23 protein-coding genes are annotated in these 24532 nt (G+C 66.0%); 4 read left to right on the top strand and 19 right to left on the bottom strand.

Annotation, left to right across the window (positions count from 1 at the left end; all coding sequences use genetic code 11):
- Positions 1 to 16 precede the first annotated feature (16 nt).
- The 16 genes from ARTSIC4J27_RS09400 to ARTSIC4J27_RS09325 form a co-directional block, all read right to left on the bottom strand.
- Positions 17 to 1021, bottom strand: a complete 1005-nt coding sequence (locus ARTSIC4J27_RS09400) for a sugar phosphate isomerase/epimerase family protein (protein WP_050054944.1) — start codon at positions 1019 to 1021, stop codon at positions 17 to 19.
- A gap of 135 nt (positions 1022 to 1156) precedes the next feature.
- Positions 1157 to 1873 (bottom strand): GntR family transcriptional regulator, encoded by a 717-nt coding sequence (locus ARTSIC4J27_RS09395; protein WP_050054943.1) that lies wholly within the window; start codon positions 1871 to 1873, stop codon positions 1157 to 1159.
- A gap of 116 nt (positions 1874 to 1989) precedes the next feature.
- Complete coding sequence (nusB, locus tag ARTSIC4J27_RS09390; protein WP_050054942.1) at positions 1990 to 2400, bottom strand: transcription antitermination factor NusB; 411 nt, start codon at positions 2398 to 2400, stop codon at positions 1990 to 1992.
- Positions 2400 to 2963: an elongation factor P gene (gene efp / locus ARTSIC4J27_RS09385; RefSeq protein ID WP_050054941.1), complete on the bottom strand. Its 564-nt coding sequence runs from the start codon at positions 2961 to 2963 to the stop codon at positions 2400 to 2402. Before efp ends, nusB begins: the two co-directional genes overlap by 1 nt.
- Positions 2964 to 3143: 180 nt before the next feature.
- Entirely contained in the window at positions 3144 to 3662 is a 519-nt protein-coding gene (locus tag ARTSIC4J27_RS09380) for a tetratricopeptide repeat protein (protein WP_050054940.1), read from the bottom strand.
- Entirely contained in the window at positions 3662 to 4753 is a 1092-nt protein-coding gene (gene aroB / locus ARTSIC4J27_RS09375) for a 3-dehydroquinate synthase (RefSeq protein ID WP_050054939.1), read from the bottom strand. Before aroB ends, ARTSIC4J27_RS09380 begins: the two co-directional genes overlap by 1 nt.
- Positions 4750 to 5289: a shikimate kinase gene (locus tag ARTSIC4J27_RS09370; RefSeq protein ID WP_200900794.1), complete on the bottom strand. Its 540-nt coding sequence runs from the start codon at positions 5287 to 5289 to the stop codon at positions 4750 to 4752. The genes aroB and ARTSIC4J27_RS09370 overlap by 4 nt, the downstream gene beginning before the upstream one ends.
- Before the next feature lie 27 nt (positions 5290 to 5316).
- On the bottom strand, positions 5317 to 6516 hold the full coding sequence (gene aroC, locus ARTSIC4J27_RS09365; RefSeq protein WP_050054937.1) for a chorismate synthase: 1200 nt from the start codon (positions 6514 to 6516) through the stop codon (positions 5317 to 5319).
- Between the two features lie 26 nt (positions 6517 to 6542).
- Positions 6543 to 7403: a shikimate dehydrogenase gene (locus tag ARTSIC4J27_RS09360; RefSeq protein WP_050055164.1), complete on the bottom strand. Its 861-nt coding sequence runs from the start codon at positions 7401 to 7403 to the stop codon at positions 6543 to 6545.
- The gene (gene mltG, locus ARTSIC4J27_RS09355; protein ID WP_050054936.1) at positions 7400 to 9124 is read right to left on the bottom strand and encodes an endolytic transglycosylase MltG; all 1725 of its coding nucleotides are present in this window, start codon (positions 9122 to 9124) and stop codon (positions 7400 to 7402) included. Before mltG ends, ARTSIC4J27_RS09360 begins: the two co-directional genes overlap by 4 nt.
- Positions 9121 to 9720 (bottom strand): Holliday junction resolvase RuvX, encoded by a 600-nt coding sequence (gene ruvX / locus ARTSIC4J27_RS09350; RefSeq protein ID WP_050054935.1) that lies wholly within the window; start codon positions 9718 to 9720, stop codon positions 9121 to 9123. Before ruvX ends, mltG begins: the two co-directional genes overlap by 4 nt.
- An 8-nt stretch (positions 9721 to 9728) precedes the next feature.
- Positions 9729 to 12407, bottom strand: a complete 2679-nt coding sequence (gene alaS, locus ARTSIC4J27_RS09345) for an alanine--tRNA ligase (RefSeq protein ID WP_050054934.1) — start codon at positions 12405 to 12407, stop codon at positions 9729 to 9731.
- 133 nt (positions 12408 to 12540) lie between these two features.
- The gene (locus ARTSIC4J27_RS09340; RefSeq protein ID WP_235436614.1) at positions 12541 to 12783 is read right to left on the bottom strand and encodes a hypothetical protein; all 243 of its coding nucleotides are present in this window, start codon (positions 12781 to 12783) and stop codon (positions 12541 to 12543) included.
- Positions 12784 to 12802: 19 nt separating this feature from the next.
- Positions 12803 to 13177 carry a DUF948 domain-containing protein gene (locus tag ARTSIC4J27_RS09335; RefSeq protein WP_050054932.1) on the bottom strand — a complete coding sequence of 125 codons (375 nt, stop codon included), beginning with the start codon at positions 13175 to 13177 and terminating at the stop codon, positions 12803 to 12805.
- A 147-nt stretch (positions 13178 to 13324) separates the two neighbouring features.
- On the bottom strand, positions 13325 to 13951 hold the full coding sequence (gene rpsD, locus ARTSIC4J27_RS09330) for a 30S ribosomal protein S4 (protein ID WP_050054931.1): 627 nt from the start codon (positions 13949 to 13951) through the stop codon (positions 13325 to 13327).
- A gap of 170 nt (positions 13952 to 14121) precedes the next feature.
- On the bottom strand, positions 14122 to 15543 hold the full coding sequence (locus ARTSIC4J27_RS09325; protein ID WP_050054930.1) for a replication-associated recombination protein A: 1422 nt from the start codon (positions 15541 to 15543) through the stop codon (positions 14122 to 14124).
- Between the two features lie 65 nt (positions 15544 to 15608).
- On the opposite strand from ARTSIC4J27_RS09325, the gene ARTSIC4J27_RS09320 reads away from it, so the two are divergent.
- Positions 15609 to 16283, top strand: coding sequence for an acVLRF1 family peptidyl-tRNA hydrolase (locus ARTSIC4J27_RS09320; RefSeq protein ID WP_050054929.1), 675 nt, complete (start codon positions 15609 to 15611; stop codon positions 16281 to 16283).
- A gap of 24 nt (positions 16284 to 16307) precedes the next feature.
- On the opposite strand, the gene ARTSIC4J27_RS09315 is transcribed toward ARTSIC4J27_RS09320, so the two are convergent.
- Both ARTSIC4J27_RS09315 and aspS read right to left on the bottom strand, forming a co-directional pair.
- Entirely contained in the window at positions 16308 to 17096 is a 789-nt protein-coding gene (locus ARTSIC4J27_RS09315) for a GNAT family N-acetyltransferase (RefSeq protein ID WP_050054928.1), read from the bottom strand.
- Positions 17097 to 17171: 75 nt separating this feature from the next.
- The gene (gene aspS, locus ARTSIC4J27_RS09310) at positions 17172 to 18950 is read right to left on the bottom strand and encodes an aspartate--tRNA ligase (protein ID WP_050054927.1); all 1779 of its coding nucleotides are present in this window, start codon (positions 18948 to 18950) and stop codon (positions 17172 to 17174) included.
- A 110-nt stretch (positions 18951 to 19060) separates the two neighbouring features.
- Here aspS and ARTSIC4J27_RS09305 point away from each other — a divergent pair, with 110 nt between their 5' ends.
- Positions 19061 to 20299, top strand: coding sequence for an APC family permease (locus tag ARTSIC4J27_RS09305; protein WP_050054926.1), 1239 nt, complete (start codon positions 19061 to 19063; stop codon positions 20297 to 20299).
- Between the two features lie 155 nt (positions 20300 to 20454).
- Here ARTSIC4J27_RS09305 and hisS read toward each other — a convergent pair whose 3' ends face one another.
- Positions 20455 to 21825 (bottom strand): histidine--tRNA ligase, encoded by a 1371-nt coding sequence (gene hisS / locus ARTSIC4J27_RS09300; RefSeq protein ID WP_050054925.1) that lies wholly within the window; start codon positions 21823 to 21825, stop codon positions 20455 to 20457.
- A 223-nt stretch (positions 21826 to 22048) separates the two neighbouring features.
- Between hisS and ARTSIC4J27_RS09295 the strand changes: the two genes are divergently transcribed.
- Both ARTSIC4J27_RS09295 and ARTSIC4J27_RS09290 read left to right on the top strand, forming a co-directional pair.
- On the top strand, positions 22049 to 22855 hold the full coding sequence (locus tag ARTSIC4J27_RS09295; RefSeq protein ID WP_050054924.1) for a peptidylprolyl isomerase: 807 nt from the start codon (positions 22049 to 22051) through the stop codon (positions 22853 to 22855).
- A 67-nt stretch (positions 22856 to 22922) separates the two neighbouring features.
- On the top strand, positions 22923 to 24509 hold the full coding sequence (locus tag ARTSIC4J27_RS09290; protein ID WP_050054923.1) for a DUF349 domain-containing protein: 1587 nt from the start codon (positions 22923 to 22925) through the stop codon (positions 24507 to 24509).
- Positions 24510 to 24532: the final 23 nt, after the last annotated feature.

Here is a 24532-nt window from a genome sequence, read left to right as displayed (position 1 = left end):
TCGAAGGCCGGCAGGCTCACACGCTGGTGAGTTCAGCGGCGGTGGGCTGCTGCCGCCCCTGGGCCACCTGGCTGCTGCCGAGCGTGTATCCGTCCGTTTTGGGGAGAACGTGGCGGCGGAGGTAGTCCTGGTTGCTGGCCGTCACGCTCAGCCCGTCGCCGCCGTAGTGCTCGGTGCAGAGGATGCCCTGGAAACCCACGGAAAGTGCCACTTTGAAAGCCTCGCGGTAGTTGATCAGGCCGCTTTCCATTGGCGCCGGCATGGTGACGTACGTGTCGCGGGCAAGGTCCTCGTCGCGGATGTAGTTCTTCATGTGCCAGTAGTTCGAGTACGGCAGGGTTTTGGCCACCATCTCCCGCCAGTCCTCGATGGGCCGGTGGAGCCGGATCAGGTTCCCAAGATCGGGGTTCAGGCCTACATTCGGCAGGCCGATGTCCTGGACCAGCCGCACTGAGGAATCAGCAGTGCCAAGGTAGGTGTCCTCGTACATTTCGAGCGAGAGCAGTACGCCCACCTCGGCTGCATGCCGGCCAAGTTCACGGAGGCGGGTCACCGCGTTGTTCCACGCTTCCTTGTCCCCCGCGGGATCCTTGTAGCCTTCCACCGTCCAGAACCACAGCTGCTTCTGCTGCTCGGCAGTGATGGCCTGGTGAAGCCCGAAGGACACAACCTCACAGCCGAGTTCAGCGGCGGCGTCTATGGTGCGGTGGCTGTAGGCAAGGTTGGCTTCCCAGCTGCCTTCCTCGATGACGCTGCGGCGGATGGCGGAGATGACCGGGATTCCGATGCCTACCTCTTCCGCTGCCTGCTTGAACTCAGCAAGCCGCGTTTTGCCGAGGTCACCGGGGCGCACCCAGCTGTCCGTGAGGTCCGCGTTCGCGAAGCCTGCCTCTTTCACCTCTGCCAGGACTGCTGCCCACGCCGAAGCGTCAGCGTCGTTGACGTGGACGCCTGCGGCATCGGTCGCCGGAAACTGCAGCAGTGCTGCAGTGATGGGCCAATTGTCTGCGGTATAAACCACGCAAGTCTCACTTTCCTAGATCGTGTTTCCTATAGGATTTACTATCGAGGAAGATGTTGTCAAGGTCACACTCGGGGAAGGCGTCGGGGCGGGAGGAGGCTACCGGGGCTTCAGTCGTCTGCGCCCGGGGCGGGACTAGCTTTCGGGGGCAGCAGCAATCGCCCGTGACCGGACCTGCTGGATGTGGGCAGCCATGGCCGCCTCCGCTTTCCCGGGCTCATTGGTCGAGAAGGCGTCCAGGACAGCCTGGTGCTCAGCGATGGCGCATTCGGCGTCGGTGATGCCTACTCCCCCGAAAAGCCGGAACCGCTGGATCTGGCCACCGAGCGCCGAGTAGGCGGCCTCCATGAACTGGTTACCGGTCTGCCGCGCGATCAGCTGGTGAAACCGCTCGTCGGCCTCAAGGTACTCCTTGAACTCGGCGAAGGAAGGACCGCGGGGAGCGGACTTCAGGTCCTCCACTGCTTGCTTCAACTCCGCCATGCCCCTCTGGTCCATGCGTTCACATGCGAGCCGCGCGTTGACGGGTTCGATGGCCAGCCGGGCTTCCATCAACTCGGCAAAATCCTCTTGAGTGAAGACCGGGGCCACCCGGTAGCCCTTCAGGGCAACCCGGCGCACCATCCCGGTGTGCTCCAGCCGGGCAAGCGCTTCGCGGACCGGAGTCGGGGAAACATCAAGATCCCGGGCAGTTCCGTCGATGCTCACTGCAGATCCCGGGGCCAGCCGGCCGTCCATGAGGGACGTCAGGAGTTCGGTATAGACGTGGTCGGCAAGCACCTGGCGGCTGACTGCGCGTCCGGAACGGCGGGCAGGAGGCACCGCATCGGTGCTGTCCAAGGCATTCTGCATGGATAAATCCTATAGGGCTGCCTCGGACCCGCGGCGGTGGCGTCACAAAGGGGGACACCAAAGAGCCCCGGCCAGGGTGACCTGGCCGGGGCTCTTTGGTGTCTGACGTCCTGCGATTATGCCAGCAGGGAGGGCTTCAGCTGCTGCAGGCGGCCAAGGAGGCCGTTGATGAACTGCGGCGACTCGTCGGTGGAGAGCGTCTTGGCCAGCGCCACTGCTTCACTTACCGCCACGCCGTCCGGGACGTCGTCGTTGTAGAGGAGCTCCCAGGTGCCGATGCGGAGGATGATGCGGTCAACCGACGGCATACGCTCAAGGCTCCAGCCCTGCGAATAGGTTTCGAGGAATTCGTCGATGGCGGTCTGCTGGGAGAGCACGCCTTCGACGATCTCGAGGGTGTAGGGGTTGATGATCTGGTCAGTCTTCTCCCGGCGTGCCCGGAGCACGTCGAAAGCCGAAACCGAACGCTGCTCGGCTTCGAAGAGTACATCCAGGGCCCTGTTACGGGCTTTACCGCGGGCGCTCACTACTCGGTGACCCGGCCAAGGTAGCTGCCATCGCGGGTGTCCACCTTCACCTTGGTGTTGTTCTCGATGAACAGCGGGACCTGGATCTCGTAGCCGGTTTCCAGGGTTGCGGGCTTGGTGCCGGCGGAGGAGCGGTCACCCTGCAGGCCCGGCTCGGTGTAGGTGATTTCGAGGACGACGCTCGGCGGCAGTTCGATGTACAGCGGGGTGCCTTCGTGGATGGCGATGTTAACCATCTGGTTCTCGAGCATGAAGTTCGTGGCGTCGCCAACAGTGGCACCGGAGACCGTGATCTGGTCGTAGTCGGAGGTGTCCATAAACACGAAGTCCGCGCCGTCCTGGTACAGGTACTGGTAGTCACGGCGGTCCACGGTGGCGGTTTCGATCTTGAGTCCGGCGTTGAACGTCTTGTCCACGACCTTGCCGGACATCACGTTGCGCATCTTCGTCCGTACGAAGGCGCCGCCCTTGCCCGGCTTGACGTGCTGGAATTCGATGATGTTCCAGAGCTGGCCCTCAAGCTTCAGGACCGTTCCGTTCTTGATGTCGTTAGTGGTTGCCACTGGTATCCTCTGGTTTCTCTGTCTGGTCGCGTTGTCAGACGCTGTATGCCGGGCGGCAGGCCAGGCGGCGTGCCAGCTCGTCTTTGTCAAAAATCGGAGTTCGAAAAAATTCAAATACCATTCTACCGGTAAATCTGGGGTGCCCCCGGTGCGTCGTCCCGGTAGGTGCGCAGTCCGGCGTCAGCAGGCCAGTTCCAGCACGTCCCGGGCGCGCTGGAGCGCCACGGTGGAGGAGTAGATCAGGGCGGCATCTGCCGATTCGGCCACCCGCAGATCCAGGGCGCGGGCAAAGGATTCGACTGCCGCCGAGGTCTGGCCCGCCGTGTACTGGGTTTTGCCCAGGAACTGCAGGACCAGCGCTTCACGGGGCGTCCCCTGTACTTCGGCGAGCAGTTGCCGGAACAGCTCCACGGCCCGGTCCATGCGGTTGGACACCCGCAGCACTTCGGCTTCGAAGGCGCGCAGCCGGAAGGACTCCGGATCCTTGAACCGGGCCTCGGCCAGCAGTTCGGCAGCCTCGGCGGCATGGCCTTCCACCAGCAGCACAAAGATGTGGTCAGCCGGGTCGGTGGAGACGGCCAGGGCTTCCCGGCAGGCGTCCTCGTTCACGATTTCGGGCAGCAGGGTCTCCGGGTTGATTCGGATGCCAGGGAACCCGGCTTCCGGCCAGTCTGCTGTACCTTCCATGTCGCCCTGCATCAGGAAGCAATTTCCTGGTAGGCGGCGAACAGCAGCGACGTATCCGGAACATCGAGGATCCCCGGCTTGGCCACACCGTCCAGGACCACAAAGCGCAGCAGGTCGCCGCGGGACTTCTTGTCCCGCCGCATGCCGTCGAGCAGGCCCTGCCATCGGTCCTTGCGGTAGGTGACAGGGAGCCCCAGTCCGTCGAGGATGCTGCGGTGCCGGTCGGCGTCGGTATCGCTGAGCCGGCCCACGCTGCGGGCAAGCTCGGCAGCGAACATCATGCCCACGGAGACAGCGGCCCCGTGGCGCCAGGAGTAGCGCTCCACCAGCTCGATGGCATGGCCCAGCGTGTGGCCGTAGTTCAGGATCTCGCGCAGGCCGGACTCCTTCAGGTCCTCCGAAACCACCTTTGCCTTCACGGCAATGGCCCGCTCAATGAGTTCGCGGAGGACGGCCGACTGCGGGTCCGCTACGGCTTCCGGGTCCTTTTCGACGAGGTCAAGGATGGCGGGGTCGGCGATGAAGCCGCACTTGATGACTTCCGCCATGCCGGAAATGATCTCGTTCCTGGGCAGCGTGTCCAGCGTATCGAGGTCCGCCAGCACGGCGGCGGGCGGGTGGAACGCCCCCACCAGGTTCTTGCCCTCGGCGGTGTTGATGCCAGTTTTGCCGCCCACGGAGGCATCCACCATGCCCAGGAGGCTGGTGGGCATGTGGATGACCTTGACGCCGCGCAGCCAGGTGGCCGCGACGAAGCCGGCAAGGTCCGTGACGGCCCCTCCCCCGACGGCCACGATCGCATCGGAGCGCGTAAAGTCGTTCTGCCCCAGGACCTGCCAGCAGAAGGCGGCCACCTGGATGTGCTTGCCTTCTTCGGCGTCGGGAATTTCAGCGGTCAGCGAGGTGAAACCTGCCGCGGCCAGCTCGTCACGGACGGTATCGCCGGTGAGCCGGAGGGCACGGGGATGGATGACCAGGACCCGCCGGACCCGCTCACCGAGCAGGCCGGGAAGGTCACCGAGCAGTCCACGCCCCACCACCACGTCGTAGTTGTTGGCGGCGGATTCGCCGGTGACCTTGATGACTGTTGATTCGGCGCTCACTTTTCAACTTCCTGTTTGGCAGCTGCGTAGTCCCGCAGTGCTGCTTCCAGTCGGCGCCCCAGCTCGGAAACCGAGCCGTGGCGCACGTCCAGGGTGATATCTGCCAGCCGCTCATAGACCGGCTTGCGGGTGGCGAACATGGCTGTCCAGCGGCCCATCGCGTCCCCCGCGAGCAGGGGCCGTCCGGAGTTCCGGGCGATGCGGCTTGCAACGGTGTCAGCGTCGCACTCGAGGTACACCACGGTGCAGCGGCCAATCAGCTGCTGCGTCCCGGAGTCCAGGACGGCCCCGCCGCCGAGGGAAATGACGGTGGTGGTGCCGTCTGCCGCTTCTACGACGTCGGCCACTGTGCGCGCCTCGATCTCCCGGAAGGCATGTTCGCCGCGGCCGGCGAAGATGTCTGCGATGGATCCGTGGGCGGCGACGATAACGGCGTCGGTGTCCACGAACGGGACTCCCAACTGCTGCGCAAGCTGGTGTCCGATGGCGGATTTGCCGACGGCCATGGGCCCGATGAGAACCACCGGACGGCCCATGGACAGGGTTTTGTTGCGGTGGGGCACTTACTGGCCGATCGAGTCCAGGGACGCCGGAATGTTGTCCAGGTAACCCTTGATGTTCCGTGCGGTTTCCGCCACGGAGTCGCCGCCGAACTTTTCGGTGACAGCTTCAGCCAGGACCAGCGCCACCATGGCTTCAGCAACAACGCCGGCGGCCGGCACGGCACAGACGTCGGAGCGCTGGTGGTGGGCCTTGGCGGGTTCGCCGGTGCTGACGTCGATGGTCTTCAGGGCGCGGGGTACCGTGGCGATGGGCTTCATGGCGGCACGGACGCGAAGCACGTCACCGATGCTCATGCCGCCCTCGATGCCGCCGGCCCGGTTGCTGGTGCGGGTGATCCGGCCGTCGGAGTCCTTGACGATTTCGTCGTGGGCGGCGGAGCCGCGGCGTGCGGCGGTGAGGAAGCCGTCGCCCACTTCCACGCCCTTGATCGCCTGGATACCCATCAGGGCAGCGGCAAGCCTGCCGTCAAGCCGGCGGTCCCAGTGGACGTAGCTGCCCAGTCCGGGCGGGAGTCCGTAGGCGAGGACTTCAACAACGCCGCCCAGGGTTTCGCCTTCCTTGTGGGCGGCGTCCACCTCCGCCACCATGGCGTCGGAGGTTTCGCGGTCGAAGCAGCGCAGCGGGTCTGCATCCAGTGCCAGCACATCTGCCGGTACCGGCAGCGACCGTCCTTCCGGGACCGTGACACTGGCAATGGAGACGGTGTGGCTGACGAGTTCAATGCCGAGGTGCTTGAGGAACTGCGCGGCGACGGTGCCCAGGGCCACGCGGGTGGCCGTCTCACGGGCACTGGCGCGTTCCAGGACGGGGCGGGCCTCGTCGAAGCCGTATTTCTGCATTCCGGTGAAGTCGGCGTGGCCGGGACGCGGACGCGTCAGGGGAGCGTTGCGGGCCTGGTCCGCGAGCAGCTCGGGATCAACGGGGTCCGATGCCATGATCTGTTCCCATTTGGGCCATTCGGTGTTGCCCACCTGGATGGCGACAGGACCGCCCTGGGTGATTCCGTGCCGTACGCCGCCCAGGATGGTCACGGCATCCTGTTCGAACTTCATCCGTGCGCCGCGTCCGTAGCCCAGGCGCCGGCGGGCCAGTGAATCGGCGATGTGCCCGCTGGTGATTTCCACACCGGCGGGGACGCCTTCAATAATTCCCATCAGAGCCGGACCATGGGATTCACCGGCAGTCAACCAACGCAACATATTTTCCATCCTGCCACGTATGGCGGTCACAACGCCCGTCGGGGTAGGCCGACTGCGTCACACATCACATCTATGACAGATGCGTTAACTTCCTCTTCGAGCCGGCTGAACAGGCGCACCTGTTCCACGGCCTGGTACAGCAACATCTCAAGGCCGGGCACCACGGCGCCGCCGCCGGCCTGCCACACGGAAGCGATCAGGCTGGGCCAGGGATCGTAGGCCACATCCAGCAAAACACCGGGTGTGGGCGTTTTCAGGGCGGCGATTTCGGCGGCCAGTCCGTCCGCCGCGCGCGGCGGCAGGGTGGATATTACGACGTCGGCAACGGCCGTGGGTGCCGCGGCCTCTGCCATTGGCAGCACCTCGAGGGCGAGGCCAAGGCTGTCCGCCGCGCCGCGGACCTCGGCGGTGCGTGCGGGGTCGCGCACGAAGATGCGCGCCGAATCGGCCCCGAGTTCCTTCAGGGCCGCCACGGCAGCCGCCGCCGTTCCGCCCCCGCCAAGGACCACAGGGGCCGACGGCGTCCGGGCACCTGCGTGCCGGACCGCGTTCACGATTCCAGCCACGTCCGTGTTGGAGCCGATGGTCCGGAAGCCGCTTCCATGCTCCTCAAAGGAGACCGTGTTCACCACGCCCAAGGTCCGGGCCACGCCACGGACCTCATCCACTTCGCCCACCATCGCCGCTTTCAGGGGCATGGTGACGGACAGGCCGCGCCAGCCCGGCTGGTCACGGACCTGGCGCATCAACGAGGGCAACAGTTCCTCGGTGACGTCGATGGCGGTGTAGCTGATGCCGATGCCCAGGCTGCTGTACGCCGCATGGTGCAGCGCCGGCGATTTGGAGTGGCTGATCGGGTGGCCCAGGACGGCTGCCCGGAGGCTCATGTGCAGCGGCCGGCGTTGGCCTGGCACCATGCGTTGTACTGCTCCACGTAGCCATTGTGCTCCGCAAGGGTCTTGGAGAACTTGGTTTCCTTGGTATCCAGGTTGACCGTCACCCAGTACAGGTAGTCGTTGGTCTTCGGCTTGGCGGCGGCATCGATTGCGGTCTTTCCCGGAGAACCGATGGGTCCCGGGGGGAGGCCGGGGTTCGCATAGGTGTTGTACGGGTTCGATTTGTCCTGGCGCTGTTCATCCGTGAAGTTGTAGCTCTTGGTGCCCAGGCCGTAAGTCACTGCGGAATCCACCTGCAGGAACCCGCCTGTCTGGTCATTGGGCTTGAGCCGGTTGTAGATGGCGCCGGCCACATCGCCATACTCTGCCTGGCCGCCCTCAGCCTGGACAATGCTGGCAACAATAACGGCTTCGTACTGCTTGGCGGGATCGGTGATCCCCTGGGAGACAAGCTCGTCGACGGTGGTTTTCACCAGAGATTGAAGAATGTCCTTGGCGGAGGTGCCCAGCGGATAGCGGTGCTCCCCCGGCGCCAGGAAGCCTTCCAGGTTCTTGGCGCTGGCGGGCAGGCCAAACTGTGCCGGCTGGTCGCTGAGGGTCTTCAGGTCCTGGATGGAGATTCCGGAGCCTTCCGAGATTGCCTGCAGGGACTCGCCGATGCGGAGCCCGGCACTGAGGGCAAAGTAGATGACCTTGGTTTTGTCCTGGCCAAGCAGCACGTTCACGGCGTCGCTGTTTTTCATCTCCGTCTTGAACGTGTAGTCGCCCGGAGCCAGGATGCCGCCGGATGCGGTGAACGCCGCCAGGAAGGTGTCGGCGTTCGCCACCACGCGCTGGTCTTCCAGGTTGCTGGCCACCGACCGCGTACCTTCGCCGTTCTCGACCGTCACGACAACCTCACCGGATCCGGGGCCAGGGAAGTCGCTGGGCTTGTCATTGCCCAGCAGCGGCTTCAGGAACTGCGCGCCGACGGCCACTGCGGTAACAAATACCGCAAGCGTGAGGAACAGCGCCAGCATCCGCCGGCGGCGGCGTACCTTCTTGGACGGCTTGGCCACTACGGCTGCGGGGCCGGGCAGGAACGCCTGGTGCCCGTCGTCGTGGTGCCCGGCATCGTAGTGCCCATCGTCATAGTGCCCCTGCTCGTAGTGGCCTTGCTCGTAGTGGCCTTCGGGATGAAGAACCTCATCATGGTGGACGCCTTCCTGGTAGTGCCCGTCCGCATAGTGGGGGCCGCCGTCGTGCTGCCCGTCCGCTGCGTGCTGGTGGCCGGCCAGGGCGGGCTCATAGGAAGTATGGACGTCGTCCTGGTGAACGACGTGGTGAATCTCCGTTGCGGGGGCATCCGACCCGTTGGTGGCGTCCTGGTGGACGACGGGCTGCGGAGCGGGGTGCGCCACGGGGACGGCATCGTGGTGCGGCTGATCCTGGTGGGCATCCTGGATGGACGGCGGGGTCGCGGGAGCGGCCGGAACGGGCTGCTCTTCAGCAACCTGAACTGCAGCGGCAGGTGGCTCTGCGGGCGCCGGCACGGCGGGCGGATCCACAGGCACGGGAGGCACGTCGTGCCCTGTTTCGTACGCCTGCTCGGGCACCGTGCCCTGGAGCCCGGTGTGGGTCTTCTCGCGTGCCCGGAGTTCCTTGCGGGTCAGCGGCCTCGCTGCCCCGGCGTCGAAGGGGCCGGAAGCGTCGTCAATGTTGGCAGGACTCACAGTTGCCTTCCATTATCTGAAGATCGGTCCGTGACCTCCGGGGCGGTGCGGACAGACTCATCCGCATCGTTGACCCCCAGGTCCACGGAAGGGGAGGGCGCGGTGACGCGTCGGCCTACATCCGCTCCCCTGGCTTTTTGCATGTCGAGGGCGTGCTGAAGGATGCCTGCCGCCGCGACCTGATCAACTACTTTACGGTGGTTCCGGCTGCTCATGCCAGCTTGGTGCAGGTTGCGGTGCGCTGTCACGCTGCTCAGCCGCTCATCCACGAGGTTGACCGGCACGGCCATTGACCGTGCTGCCAGCTCTGCCGCGAGCAGTACCGCGTACTCGGTGGCCATCCTCGCAGCGGCGTGCTCTTCACCTTTCATGGTGCGCGGCAAGCCGACAATGACCTGTACTGCCTCGAGTTCCTGCACCAGGTTGGCGATGACCCTGATATCGGAGTTTTTCTTCGGGTTCCGGTCCAGGGTCTTGTACGGCGTGGCCAGGATCGAATCCCGATCGCAGATGGCCACGCCGACCCGGACGGTGCCGACGTCGATCCCCAGTTTGACGCCCTGGGGACTTTCGCCGGCCGCTGTTGGATTGGTCATGGGTGCTTTTATCGCCGCGCGATGGCGTCCACAACGGCTGCCAGGGCGGGGGCCACCTTGGCAGCGTCCGTTCCGCCGCCCTGGGCAACATCGTCCTTGCCGCCGCCGCCGCCGCCGAGGATGCCCGCGGCAACCCGGACCAGCGCGCCTGCCTTGACCCCGGCCTCCCGCGCGGCCTCATTGGTGGCCACCAGGATCATGGGACGGTCGTTGGCAACACCGGCCACAGCCACGGTTGCAGCAGCCGAACCCAGGCGGTTCCGGAGGTCCAGTGCGAGTCCGCGGAGGTCGTCCGCGCCGCTGACCTGGCCGGCATCGTGGGCAATGACACTGACGCCCGAGGCATCCTTGGCGCTGTTCACGAGCTGCGCGGCCGAAGCAGCCAGCTGTTCCTTGCGGAGGCGGTCCAGCTCCTTCTCCGTGGCCTTGAGCTTGGCAAGCGTGGTGGCGATCCTGTCGGCCAGCTGGCCGGACGGGACCTTGAGCATGTCCGTCAGTTCCGTCACGAGGGCGCGTTCGGCGGCGAGGTGGCGGAAGGCGTCCATGCCCACGAAGGCCTCCACGCGGCGGTTTCCTGACCCGACCGACTGTTCGCCCAGCAGCGAAAGGCTGCCGATCAGTGAGGTGTTGGACACGTGCGTTCCGCCGCAGAGCTCACGGGACCACGCGCCGTCGATCTCCACAACCCGCACTTCGCTGCCGTAGTTCTCACCAAAGAGGGCCATGGCCCCGAGGGCCTTGGCTTCTGCCAGGCCCATGACCTTGGTTTCGACGGCGTAGTTGTTCCGGATGGCAAGGTTGGATACTTCTTCGATTTCGGAACGGGTGGCGGTGCTCAGCCCTTCACCCCAGGCGAAGTCGAAGCGCAGGTAGCCTGCCTTGTTGAAGGACCCGCGCTGGGTGGCTTCCGGCCCGAGGATCTGGTGCAGCGCAGCGTGGACGATGTGCGTGCCCGTGTGTGCCTGCTCGGCCGCGTGGCGGCGTTCACGGTCCACGGCGGCGCGGACCAGGGAGTCTGCGCCGATCTCGCCCTCGCGGACGATCGCCTTGTGCACGCTGAGGCCTTTGAGCGGGCGCTGGACATCGAGGACCTCGACGACGAACCCGTCGCCGGTAATCAGGCCGGTATCGGCCGCCTGGCCGCCGGCTTCCGCATAGAACGGGGTTTCGGCGAGCACCAGCTCGATCTCGTCGCCGGTGGCGGCCTGCTGTACCGGCCGGCCTCCGGTGAGGATGCCGCGGACGCGGGATTCGCCGTCGAGCTCGGTGTATCCGGTGAAGACTGTCTCGCCCTGGCCAAGCAGCTCCTGGAACACGCTGAGGTCGGCATGGCCGCCCTTCTTGCCCTTGGCGTCGGCCTGGGCGCGCTGGCGCTGCTCCTGCATGAGGCTGCGGAAGGCGGCTTCGTCAACCTTCAGGCCCGCTTCCTCAGCCATCTCGAGCGTGAGGTCGATGGGGAAGCCGTAGGTGTCGTGCAGGGTGAAGGCGTCCTCGCCGGACAGCGGCTTGTTGGCGGCCTTGGACACCTTGACGGCGTCTTCCAGGCGTGCCGTGCCGGAGGCGATGGTGCGCAGGAACGCTTTTTCCTCGGCGTAGGCAATCCGGCTGATCCGGGCGAAGTCGGTGTCCACCACGGGGTAGACGCCCTTCATGGCGTCCCGGGAGGCGGGCAACAGTTCCGGCAGGCATGCCTGCTCGACGCCGAGGAGCCGCATGGAACGCACGGCACGGCGGATGAGGCGGCGCAGGACGTAGCCGCGGCCTTCGTTGGAGGGGGTGACGCCGTCGGAGATGAGCATCAGGGCGGAGCGGATGTGGTCGGCCACCACGCGCATGCGGACGTCGTCCGTGTGGTGGGGGTCGTCAGGGGTCTCGGCGGAGGTGTATTCCCTGCCGGAAAGTTCAGCGGCCTTGTCAATGACAGGACGGACCTGGTCGGTCTCGTACATGTTCTCGACGCCCTGCAGGATCATGGCCAGGCGCTCCATGCCCAGGCCGGTGTCGATGTTGCGCTTGGGCAGTTCGCCCACCACATCGAAGTCCTCCTTGGAACGGACGTTTTCGATCTGGTACTGCATAAACACGAGGTTCCAGATCTCGATGTAGCGGGTCTCGTCCGCCAGCGGACCGCCCTCAACACCGTAGGCGGGACCGCGGTCATAGTAGATCTCGGAGCAGGGGCCGGCCGGTCCGGGCTGGCCCGTGTGCCAGTAATTGTCCGACTTCCCCATCTTCTGGATGCGCTCAGCCGGGACACCGGTGTTCTTCAGCCACAGGTCCTTGGCTTCGTCGTCCTCTTCGTAGACCGTCACCCACAGCAGTTCGGGCGCAAGGCCGTAGCCGCCGTCGTCAACGCTCGTGGTGAGCAGTTCCCAGGCGAACTTGATGGCGTCTTCCTTGAAGTAGTCGCCGAAGGAGAAGTTGCCGCACATCTGGAAGAAGGTGCCGTGCCGGGCAGTCTTGCCCACTTCCTCGATGTCGCCGGTGCGGATGCATTTCTGCACGCTGGTGGCGCGGGAGTAGGGCGGCACCTCGCGGGCCGTGAGGTAGGGAATGAACGGAACCATGCCGGCAACCGTGAACAGCAGCGAGGGGTCGCTGGAGACCAGCGATGCGGAGGGAACCGCCGTGTGGCCCTTGCTGACAAAAAAGTCCACCCAGCGCTTTGTGATCTCCTGCGACTTCATGAGCTGTTTACTTACCCTTCTTGGTCCACGCGGCTGCGCGGAAGTTCGTTCACGTGGCAGTTCCGTTGGCACGGTTGCTGCCGGTTGGTTCTAAAAGGTGCTGCGGCGGGGCCGCATGGGGTGGGCGCCGGGGTCAGCGGCGGACCAGTTCGTCCGAGTCCACCCCAAGGGCGGCGCGGAGGTCGGTTTCCCGTTCGCGCATGCCGTCGCGGATGGCGTCGGCAAAATCGTAGATTCCATCCGTGAGCCGGCCCACTGCCCGGTTCAGGCCCTGCGGGCCGAGGGCGGACTGCATGCTGGCCTGCGCCTCAGTCACTTTGCGGAACGCGATGACGCCGATGGCCACGCCGATTCCCATCCAGACAAGTCGTTTCATTTTCAGGTTCTCCGAAAGGTCAGCGGCTGCGGCGGCCGGCAGCGGGTTTCTTGCGGTTGGCCAGGGCGGTGCGGACGCCGTAGCTGAACGCCGCCACCTTGATGAGCGGCGAACCCACGGTAGCGGCAACCAGGGAGGACAAGGCGGACAGGTTGGCCGAGGCGTCCGAGACGTTGGACGAGATGCCGTCCACCTTCTTCAGCTGCTGGTTGGTGGTGGACACGGTAGCCGTCACCTCGTCCATCAGGGGCGTGGCGCCGTCGCTCAGTGACCGGATGGACGTGCGCACCTCGTCCAGGACTTTGCCCAGCTTCAGGATGGGCACTGCCAGCAGCAGCACCAGGAGCGCGAACACTCCGGCAGCGATCAGGCCGGCAATATCGCCACCAGACATAGACGTTTCATCTCCTCGAAAATTCTGTGGTTCATGCCATCAGCGGATGCTTCGCAAAGCGCGCTTCCGCAGATGTCCCCCAAGTACCTTACATACAAAGAAGCCCGCGGCGCTTGCCACGGGCTTCTTTGGATACGCTGCTGGGATTTAGCGTGCGTAGAATTCGACGACGAGCTGCTCTTCGCAGGTCACCGGAATCTCGGAGCGCTTGGGGCGGCGGACCAGGCGTGCCTGGAGGGCCTCCAGCTTGACGTCCAGGTAACCGGGAACGGCCGGCAGGACGTCGCGGTGGGCGCCTGCTGCTGCAACCTGGAGCGGAACCATGGTTTCGCTGCGGCTGTGGACGTGGACCAGCTGGCCCTCGCCGACGCGGAACGACGGACGGTCAACGCGGACGCCGTCAACCATGATGTGGCGGTGCACAACCAGCTGGCGGGCCTGGGCGATGGTGCGGGCGAAGCCGGCACGCAGGACCAGGGCGTCAAGACGCATTTCGAGCAGTTCGATGAGGTTTTCACCGGTCAGGCCCTTGGTGCGGCGGGCCTCTTCGAAGGCACGGGTCATCTGTGCTTCGCGGATGCCGTACTGGGCGCGCAGGCGCTGCTTTTCGCGCAGACGTACGGCGTAGTCGGAGTCCTGCTTCTTGCGGGCACGGCCATGCTCACCGGGGCCGTACGGGCGGCGCTCCATGTACTTGGCGGCCTTGGGGGTCAGAGCGATGCCGAGGGACCGCGAGAGGCGGGCCTGACGGCGAGCACGAGTGTTGTTAGCCACTTGTGTCCTTCCAATATCTGCGGTGTGTCAGTGTTACTGGCCTCCACGATGGAGAGCATCGGCCAACCGCTGCCTTTTGCTACTGGGCGCAGGCATAACCTTCTCAACGTAAAATTGGGGAGATTGTGCGTCCGCGCCTTGCCAGACAAACATCCATCCTACCATGACGGTTACTTGCCCCGGACAATCTTCCGCAGCCGCTCCAGCCGGACCGCGATGTCGCGTTCCGCGCCGTTGGCGGTGGGCTGGTAGTAGTCCTTCCCCACCAGGTCGTCCGGCGGGTACTGCTGGGCGGCCACCCCGTGCGGAGCGTCGTGGGCGTACTTGTAGCCGACGCCATGGCCCAACTGCTTCGAGCCCGGGTAGTGTGCGTCCCTCAGGTGCGCCGGAATGCCGATCCCCAGGCCTGCCCGGACGTCGGCAGTTGCCTTGTTGATGCCCATGTACGCGGCATTGGATTTCGGCGCCGTGGCCAGGTGGACCACGGCCTCGGCGAGGATGATCCGCCCCTCCGGCATCCCGATCAGCTGCACCGCCTGCGCGGCCGCCACCGCCGTCTGCAGCGCGGTGGGATCAGCCATCCCCACATCCTCGGCGGCCGAGATCATGATCCTGCGGGCCACGAAGCGCGGGTCCTCCCCCGCTTCCAGCATCCGGGCAAGGTAGTGGAGGGCAGCGTCCACGTCGGACCCGCGGATGGACTTGATGAAGGCACTGATGACGTCGTAGTGCTGGTCACCCGCGCGGTCGTAGCGTACGGCGGCGACATCCAGGGCGCGTTCGGTGTGCTTCAGGTCGACGGCGACGGGCTCGTCTTCGGCATCGTCCGCGTCCCCGAATGCCACGCCGGCGGCGGCCTCCAGGGCGGTCAGGGCACGGCGCGCATCACCGCCCGAAAGCCTGACCAGGTGGTCGAGTGCTTCTGCGGTGAGGTCCACTTTCCCGTTCAGGCCGCGGGGATCGGTCACGGCGCGCTGCAGCAGTCCCTCAATATCCGCATCTGTCAGCGGGCGGAGCGTAAGCAACAGTGACCGGGACAGCAGCGGTGAGACCACTGAGAACGAGGGGTTTTCCGTAGTAGCCGCGACCAGCACCACCCAGCGGTTCTCCACGCCGGGCAACAAGGCATCCTGCTGGGCCTTGTTGAAGCGGTGGATCTCGTCCAGGAACAGGACGGTGGTGGTCTTGTACAGGTCGCGGGCTGTGAGCGCGTCGTCCATAACGCGCCGGACGTCCTTGACTCCGGCGGTGATGGCGGAGAGCTCCACGAACTTCCTGCCCGGTCCGCGCGCAATGACGTGCGCGAGGGTGGTTTTGCCGGTTCCCGGCGGGCCCCAGAGGATCAGCGAGGTGGGTCCGGCGGGGCCGGACGTGTCCGCTCCGGCGCCCGCAGCCAGCTGTCGCAAGGGTGAGCCCTGGCCGAGGAGATGCTGCTGCCCCACCACCTCGTCAAGGGTGCGGGGACGCATCCGGACGGCGAGCGGGCCGCGCGGGGAGGCGTTGCCTCCTCCCCCGGCTGTCCGGCCGGCGGCCGGCGCACCGTCGTCGCCGTCGTCGTCATTACCGGGCCCGTGCCCGAAGAGATCATCCACATAGATAGGCTACTTCCAGTCGTTCGGCTTTCCCGCCGAAGCCCCCGCCCAGCGAAGGACGCCCCATGCCCGCACGCACTTCCGCCGGAGGACAGCGCACGCCGTCCGTCCGGACCGCGTTTGTCGCGGGCGGCCGTCTGGCCGGCTGGGCGGAAAGGTTCGGGGCGGCGCATGGCGGATTCCAGGTGAAGGATGACGACGACGGGCTGCACCTTCTGGCGTCCGACGGCACCGAAGCGCTCCTCCAGGCCCCGTGGCCGGCGGACGGCCGCCCGGGACGCGGAGCAGACCACCTGGAGCGGCTGGCTTCGCTCGCCTCCCAGCCGCGCCGCCTTGGACTGTTGCTGGTGCGCCGGGGCGGATACGGAGTGGCAGTGGTGAGTGAGGGAACACCCTTGGCTTCCAAGGTGGGTTCGACCTATGTGCAGTCGCGCACTGCCGCCGGCGGCCAGTCACAGCAGAGGTTCGCACGGCGCCGGGCAAACCAGGCCGACGCGCTGGTCGATGCCGTGGCGGAACAGGCGCTGCGAATGTTTGCCGGCGAGCTCTTCGAATACGTGGTTCCCGGCGGCGACAGGGCCCTGGCGGGCCTCGTCCTTGAGCACCCGGCCCTGAAGGACTATGCCGGACTACCCCGGCTGGCCTACCTTGACGTCCCCGATCCCAAAACAGCGGTGCTGCGGAAAGCTGCCGCCGACGCGTGCGCAGTGCGGGTACAGGTCACCGACCCCCCGGCATAGGCAGGACCCGGAGCCGGCGGCGGGTCAGCAGCCCGTCAGTGCCCGGCGGGGCCGCTGCTGGCGGTAAAGATAACGCCCGGACTCCCTAAAGCCTGCCTGGCCGTACAACTGCTGCGCACCATGGTTCGCGGCTGTCACCAGCAACCAAAAGTGGTCCAGCCCGCGTTCATCGCCCGCGGACAGAAGCGCCTGCAGCGTCATGGCAGCGTACCCGCGCCGGCGGTGGGCCGGGGACGTGGCCATGCAGTACACGCCGCCGGTTCCCTCCACCATGGCGAGGCGCCCGGCGGCGGCGGGCCGGCCGTCGTCGTCCCGCACCATGGCGTACAAGGAGGGGCAGCCGGTGAGGATGGCACGCGCCGTCTCCAGCTCTGCCGCGCCGCCCCGGCCGTCCACGCTCCACCACAGGGCCAGCCATTCGTCGTCGGGCCGGTCGCTGATCTCCACCGGAGCACCAGCGGCCAGTAAACGCAGGGGATCTGCCTCGGCGGGCCTGGCCATGATGAGCGTCTCCGACTGCCGCGTGAAGCCCTGTCCGTCGAGGATGGCATTGAGCCCTGCATTGGCCGGTGTGTCCGTGACCTGGAAAATCAGGGGAAGGCGCCGTTCCCGGTACCACTGCAGAGCCCCGCGCAGCGCGTCCACGGGCGCTTTGGCGCTGTTCCGCGGCCAGACGGAGTTAGCCCGTTGGGTCACCCCTTCCGCAGCGCGGAGGACCCACTCGCCTGTGTCGAACCGTTCCACGGACGGCCACGCCGCGTCCAGCAGGGGCTCATAGGTGCACGCCTGCTGACCCAAAAGATCGGGCTGCATGGATCCTCTCCTCTGCAGTTAAGCCCGAAGGCCCTCCCTTGCGGGAGAGCCTTCGGGGTCAAACGGGTGAAGCTTTTACTTGCCGTCGGCCGGCTTGGCCTCCGGCTTGAAATCAACGCCGGCTTCCTTGCGCTGCTGCGCGGTGATCGGGGCCGGGGCCGCGGTCAGCGGGTCGTAGCCGTTGCCGGTCTTGGGGAACGCGATGACGTCGCGGATCGAGTCAACGCCGGACAGGAGCGCCACCACGCGATCCCAGCCGAAGGCGATGCCGCCGTGCGGGGGTGCACCGTACTTGAAGCCCTCAAGCAGGAAGCCGAACTTTTCCTGGGCGTCCTCGTGCGAAAGGCCCATCACTTCGAACACCCGTTCCTGGATGTCGCTCTGGTGGATACGGATGGAGCCGCCGCCGATCTCGTTGCCGTTGCAGACGATGTCGTAGGCGTAGGCCAGCGCTGACTCCGGGTCCGTGTCGAAGCTGTCCATGAACTCCGGCTTGGGCGAGGTGAAGGCGTGGTGGACGGCGGTCCACTGACCGGCACCGACGGCCACATCGCCCGAGGCAACGGCCGCTGCTGCAGGCTCGAACATCGGCGCGTCGACAACCCAGCAGAAGGCCCAGTCGCTGGGGTTGATCAGGCCGGTGCGGTGGCCGATCTCCACGCGCGCCGCACCCAGCAAGGCGCGGGCGGAGGACTTCTCGCCGGCGGCGAAGAAGATGCAGTCGCCGGGCTTGGCGCCTGCGGCATCTGCCAGTCCGGCGCGCTCGGTGTCCGTCAGGTTCTTGGCGACGGGTCCCGCCAGCTCGCCGTCTTCCTTGAAGAGGACGTAGGCCAGGCCCTTGTGGCCGCGCTGCTTCGCAAATTCCTGCCAGCCGTCCAGGGTGCGGCGCGGTTGCGAAGCACCGCCGGGCATCACCACGGCGCCTACGTAGGGCGCCTTGAAGACACCGAAGTTGGTGTCCTTGAAGAATTCGGTCAGCTCGGTAAGCTCCACGCCGAAGCGGAGGTCCGGCTTGTCTGAACCGAAGCGCGCCATGGCGTCGTGGTAGGTGATGCGTTGGATCGGCGTCGGAATTTCGACGTCGATGAGCTTCCACAGTGCCTTCACGATGTTCTCGCCCAGGGCAATGATGTCGTCCTGCTCCACAAAGCTGGCTTCGATGTCGAGCTGGGTGAACTCGGGCTGCCGGTCGGCACGGAAGTCCTCATCGCGGTAGCAGCGCGCAATCTGGTAGTACTTTTCGAAGCCGCCTACCTGAAGGAGCTGTTTGAACAGCTGCGGCGACTGCGGCAGCGCGTACCAGGAACCCGGGGCCAGGCGTGCGGGGACCACGAAGTCGCGGGCGCCTTCGGGCGTGGACCGGGTCAATGTGGGCGTTTCCACCTCAACGAAGCCGTCCTGGTGCAGCAGTTCACGGGCCACCCGGTTGGCTTCGGAGCGCAGCCGCAGGTTGCGGGCGGGGCCGGGGCGGCGAAGGTCCAGGTAGCGGTGCTTCAGGCGCGCTTCCTCGCCCACTTCAACGTGCTCGTCGATCTGGAACGGGAGCGGGTCGGAGGTGTTGAGGATGACCACCTTTTCGGCCATCACCTCAATCTCGCCGGTGGCCAGGGCAGGGTTCTCGTTGCCCTCGGGCCGCTTGGACACCGTGCCGATAATCTGCAGGACATACTCGTTGCGCAGGCCGTGGAACACTTCTTCCTCGCGGACTACAACCTGGGCCACGCCGGAAGCATCGCGCAGGTCAACAAAGGCCACACCACCATGATCACGACGGCGGCCCACCCAGCCAGCGAGGGTTACGGTCTGTCCAATGTGCTCGGAACGAAGGGATCCGAGGTCATGTGTGCGCAGCACAGCACGCCTTTCTGCGGGGGTAACAACGGGAAGATAACAGCGAAGTTAAATAGGATCGATCCGGGAACGATCCCGTTCGAGTTTACCCGCTACCCAGGGACTACCGCCGCATGAGCGAACACCAGCAGCTGCAACGCAGGCTTGGCACCTTCGACGCCACCACCATCGGCCTCGGCTCCATGCTGGGCGCCGGCGTCTTTGTGGTCTTCGCACCCGCCGCCGCGCTGGCCGGGAACCTGCTGCTGGTTTCGGTAATCATCGCGGGGGCGGTGGCGTATTGCAATGCGGTGGCGTCTGCGGCGTTGGCAGCAAAATATCCCACCAGCGGCGGCACCTATGTTTACGGCCGGGAACAGCTTGGCCAGTGGCCGGGATTCCTCGCCGGCTGGGGATTTGTTACCGGAAAAACCGCTTCCTGCGCGGCGATGGCGCTCACGTTCGGCAGCTATGTGGCCGGAAGCTACGCTGTGCCGGTGGCAGTGGCGGCGGTTGTGGCGTTGACCGTGGTGAACCTGCTGGGAATTACCCGGACTGCCCTGCTGACCCGGATCCTGCTGTGCGTGGTGCTGGCCACCCTGGTATTTGTTGCGGTAGCGGCACTGGTGGGGCCGCATCCGTCTTCTGGCGACACGGCTGCCCCGGGCGGTTCCGCCGGCGTGCTGCCTGCCGCCGGCCTGCTGTTTTTCGCCTTCGCCGGGTACGCCAGGATCGCCACCCTGGGTGAGGAAGTGAAGGATCCTGCCCGCTCGATCCCCCGGGCCATCCTTGGCGCCCTGGCTTCGGCCTTCGCCATCTACCTGGCGCTGGCGCTGCTGCTCCTGAACCACCTGCCCGGTGGGCAGCTTGCGGCCACGAAGACGCCGCTGCTGGAGGCCGTGCTGCAGTCGCAGTTTGCGGCGGGCGCGCCGGCAGTACAGGCAGGTGCGGCGGCGGCGTGCCTGGGAGCTCTCCTTGCCCTCATTACGGGCGTGGGCCGCACCACTCTCGCCATGGCCCGGGAGCGCGACCTTCCCCGCCCGTTGGCCAGGATTGGCGGCAAGCACACGGTGCCGTATGTGGCAGAACTGGCTGTGGCCGCCGTCGTGATCCTGCTCCTGCTGACCACCGACGTTATGACGGTGGTGGGCTTTTCGAGTTTCGGCGTGCTGCTGTACTACGCGGTGGCGAATGCCTCAGCGTTCACGCTGGATGTCCACCCCGGGTATGCCCCAAAGTGGTTGAACGCCGTTGGCTTCCTGGGTTGCCTGCTGCTGGCCTTCACCCTGCCTGCAGCCTCCGTGCTGACCATGACGGCGGTCCTGGCCTTAGGTGTGGCGGGCCGCTGGCTGGTCTTGCGCTTCCGCCGTTAGCGCGGCGCCCGCATAGCGTCCGACGGCGGCCTGGCCGCTTGTAGCGGAACGGGCGCGTTCCTGCGCGCGCTGAAGCCAGGCAACGCAAAGCCCTCAAACGCGCCCACTTCCAGGAAGCGCTGCCGTAGGTACCGGCAGCGTATCCGGGAGCAGCCCTAGACCGCGGAAGCCACCGCGGCTGTTGACACGACCTGGACAGCCAAATCCTCCGCCGGCGGGGCCCAGGTTTCGGGGAAGGCCACTACCTGGTCGCCGGTGCGGATGTCCTTGACCTGGTGGGTGCCGTCGTCGTCGGTGAACCAGACGAAGGGGATGCCGCGGCGGTCGGCGAATTTGATCTGCTTGCCGAATTTCTCCGCCTTGGCAGCCACTTCGGTGGCAATTCCGCGGCTGCGGAGCTGGGCCGCGACGTCCTGCGCGGCGCTCCAGCTCTCATCACTGGTCAGGGCGACAAGCACGGCCGTGGGAACGGAACGCGACGCCTTGGCCAGATCCTGGCTGAGGATGCGGGACACCAGCCGGGTAACGCCGATCGAAAGGCCAACCCCGGGGAACTTCCGGTTGCCCTTGGAGGCCAACGCGTCATAGCGGCCGCCGGAGCAGATGGAGCCCAGCTGCTCGTGGCCAACCAAAACCGTCTCAACCACCGTACCGGTGTAGTAGTCCAGGCCGCGGGCGATGCTGAGGTCGGCCAGCACCTTCCCGGGAGCGCGCTGGACAGCGGCCTCGATGACCTGTTCCAATTCGCTCAGGCCTTCCTCGAGCAGCTCATTGCTGACGCCCAAGGCCCGCACCTGTTCCACAAAGGAGGTGTCCTCGGTGCGGATTCCCGCCAGCTCCAGTGCTTTCTGCGCCTGCTGGTCGGTTGCCCCGAGTTCAGCCTTCAGCAGCTCGGCGACCTTCGCGGGACCGATCTTCTCGAGTTTGTCGATGCTGCGCAGTACGCCGGCAGTATCGTCCAGGCCGATGCCGCGGTAGAAACCCTCGGCGAGTTTGCGGTTGTTCACCCGCAGCCTGAAGTCGGGGATGGGGAGGGCGCTGAGGGCCTCTGCAATGACGAGGGCGATTTCGACGTCGTAACGGAACGGCAGTTCGCCGTCGCCCACCACGTCGATATCCGCCTGCGTGAATTCACGGGCGCGGCCCTCCTGCGGGCGCTCACCGCGCCAGACCTTCTGGATCTGGTAACGGCGGAACGGAAAGGCGAGGTAGCCGGCGTTCTCCACCACATAACGTGCAAACGGAACAGTCAGGTCAAAATGGAGTGCAAGGGCGTGCGGGTCGGCTTTGCCGCCCTTAACAGGGTTCTCGCTCTCGTCCTCCTGGAGCCGGCTGAGACCGTACACTTCCTTGTCGATTTCACCCTTGCGCAGCAGCTGCCCCACGGTTTCGACCGCCCGCGTCTCAATGGAAGCGAACCCGTGCAGCTCGAAAACCCGGCGCAGCGTGTCCAGCACATGCAGCTCCACCAGCCGCTCCTCGGGAAGCCACTCGGGGAATCCGGACAGGGAGGCGGTGCGTGCCATGGTGGATTTTCTCCTCTTGCTAAGGGTGCCTGGGACTTGCGCGGCCCGAAACGGGCCTGGAACGGCGGCAGTCCAGCCAGTCATGCATAAACTATGTGCGGCAGTCAGTTTATGCGTCATCCGCCAGCATCTCTAATGCAGCGGAAGCGAGGGCTCGGCCGTCAGACACCTGCGCCTGCGGCCCGTGCCGCACGGCGCAGCAGCCCGACAATAAGGAGGACCCTTGGCGGCCAGTTCACGCAGTGCCCGCGAAGCAAAGCGGCGCATTCAGCAGATGGAAGCCAAGCGCGAGCTTCGCCGGGACCAGGAGAAGCGGCGAAAGCGCGACAACATGATCGCCGCCGGCGCCGGAACCGCCGCCGTGGTGCTCGCCGTCGTCCTCCAATTGACCGCCTTTGCCGGCAATCCCACCGAGGAGGAGTTTGCTGCCGCCGAGGCAGGGCTGTCCAGCCCTTCCGCGTCTGCCAGCCCGTCAGCGCAAGCGACCAACGGTCCCAACATTCCTGCTGCGGACACGGCCGCCGGAAAAACCTTCACCGGCGACCTGGTCCTGAACGGCAGCCCCCTCGCTGTGGAGCTGGACGGAACGAAAGCACCGCAGGCCGCCGCTGTTTTCAAGTCGCTCAGCGACGAAGGCTACTTCAGTGCCAAGTCCTGCCACCGCCTCACCACGGGTGAGACGTTCGGGCTGCTCCAGTGCGGCGCATCCGGCCCTGACGGGCAGGGCGACCCAAGCTACACGTGGGGACCCCTGGAGAACACACCCGCCGACAATACCTACCCGGCTGGAACGATCGCTGTGGCCCGCACGGGGAACAACGCGTTCGGAAACGGGAAACAGTTCTTCATTGTGTACAAGGACACGGTCATTCCCGCGGACAGCGCCGGGGGCTACACGGTGGTCGGAAGAGTGACGTCCGGCCTTGATGTGGTGTCGAATATTGCTGCAGCCGGGGTTACTCCGGGCAGCAGCGACACAGACGGCGCACCTGTGGAACCAGTCACGATAGACTCGTTTTCTCTGAAGTAGGAAGCCCGGCCCCGGAGGCTGCGGTGCAGGACCTGAGTATTTCCCTCCAAGCGAAAGACTTTTAGCGGTGACAGACAGTCAGAAATCCGACGAAACAGCAACAGACCTGACCGGGACGGCGGTTCCCGCCCCCGAGGAAGTTTCAGTTGCAGCCAGCACCCCGGCAGCGGAAGCTCCCGTGGAAGAGGCCCCCGAAAGCACCGCCACCGGCAGCGTTGCCGAGGAGGGCACTGCTTTGGACGCGAATGCGGCGGCAAACCCTTCCCCGGCCGGCACGACCCCGGAAACCAGCGCCCCGGCACCGGCACCCCGCCCGGCTCCCTCCCCGGCCGCCTTCGCTTCCCGTCCCAAGCCTGCCGCCGCACCTGCCGCAGCTCCGGCACCCGCAGCGCCGGCCACATCGCTGGCAGAAGCGTCGAAGTGGGGCCGCGTTGAGGGGGACGGACACGTCTTTTTGAACATCGACGGCGCGGAGCACCCCGTGGGCCAGTACCCGGGTGTGAGCGACGACGAGGCGCTGGCCTACTTCGCGCGGAAGTATGACGACGTGGTGGCCCAGATTGTGCTGCTCGAACAGCGCGTCAGCTCCAAGGCCCCCAGCACCGACATGCAGAAGACCGTCACCCACCTGCGCGAGCAGCTCGCCGAGCGCAACATGGTGGGTGACCTCCGGTCTGCAGAGGCCCGCCTCGATGCATTGTCCACGCAGATCGCTGAACTCGAAAAGGCGGAGAAGGCAGAGCACGACGCCGTCCGCGCCTCCGAGCTCGCTGCCCGCGAGGCGATAGTGGCCGAAGCCGAGGAAATCTCCGGCCAGGATCCGGCCCAGACGCAGTGGAAGACCTCCAGTGCCCGGATGAACGAACTGTTCGAGAGCTGGAAGGCGGCCCAGAAGAGCGGAGTCCGCCTGGGCCGGAGCAACGAGGACGCCCTGTGGAAGCGGTTCCGTGCCGCCCGCACCGTTTTCGACCGCCACCGCCGCGCCTACTTCTCGCAGCTGGACAGCAACAACTCAGCTGCCAAGTCCGCCAAAGAGAAGCTGATCGCCGAAGCGGAAGCACTGTCCACCTCCACCGACTGGGGATTCGCCGCCGGCGAGTACCGCCGCCTGATGGACCAGTGGAAGGCCTCCCCGCGGGCCAGCCGCAAGGACGACGACGCCCTGTGGGCCCGGTTCCGCGCCGCCCAGGATGCCTTCTTCACTGCGCGCCAGGCAGCAAATGACGAGATTGACCAGGAGTACGCCTCGAACCTCACGGTCAAGGAAGCCCTCCTGACCGAAGCGAACGCCATCCTCCCGGTGAGGGACCTGGCGGCTGCCAAGAAGGCACTGCAGTCCATCCGGGACCGCTGGGAAGAGGCCGGCAAGGTTCCCCGCGCGGACATGGGACGCGTCGAGGCCGGGCTGCGGAAGGTGGAGGACGCAGTCCGCCACGCCGAGGAAGAGCAGTGGCAGCGGTCCAACCCCGAGCGGAAGGCACGCACCAACAGCGCACTTTCGCAGCTGGAATCCGCCATCGCCGGGCTCCAGGAAGACCTTGCCAAGGCTGAGAAGACGGGCGACCAGCGCCGGATCAAGGCTGCCCAGGAAGCCCTCGAAGCGCGCCAGGCCTGGCTCGACCAGATCCAGCGCTCGGCCAGCGAACTGACTTAAGCGCTTTTTACTCCCAGGCTTTT

The sequence above is a fragment of the Pseudarthrobacter siccitolerans genome, assembly GCF_001046895.1.
GTDB classification, from domain to species: domain Bacteria; phylum Actinomycetota; class Actinomycetes; order Actinomycetales; family Micrococcaceae; genus Arthrobacter; species Arthrobacter siccitolerans.
The sequence above is the reverse complement of the archived record's forward strand: the minus strand, read 5'-3'. Positions and strand labels throughout refer to the sequence as shown.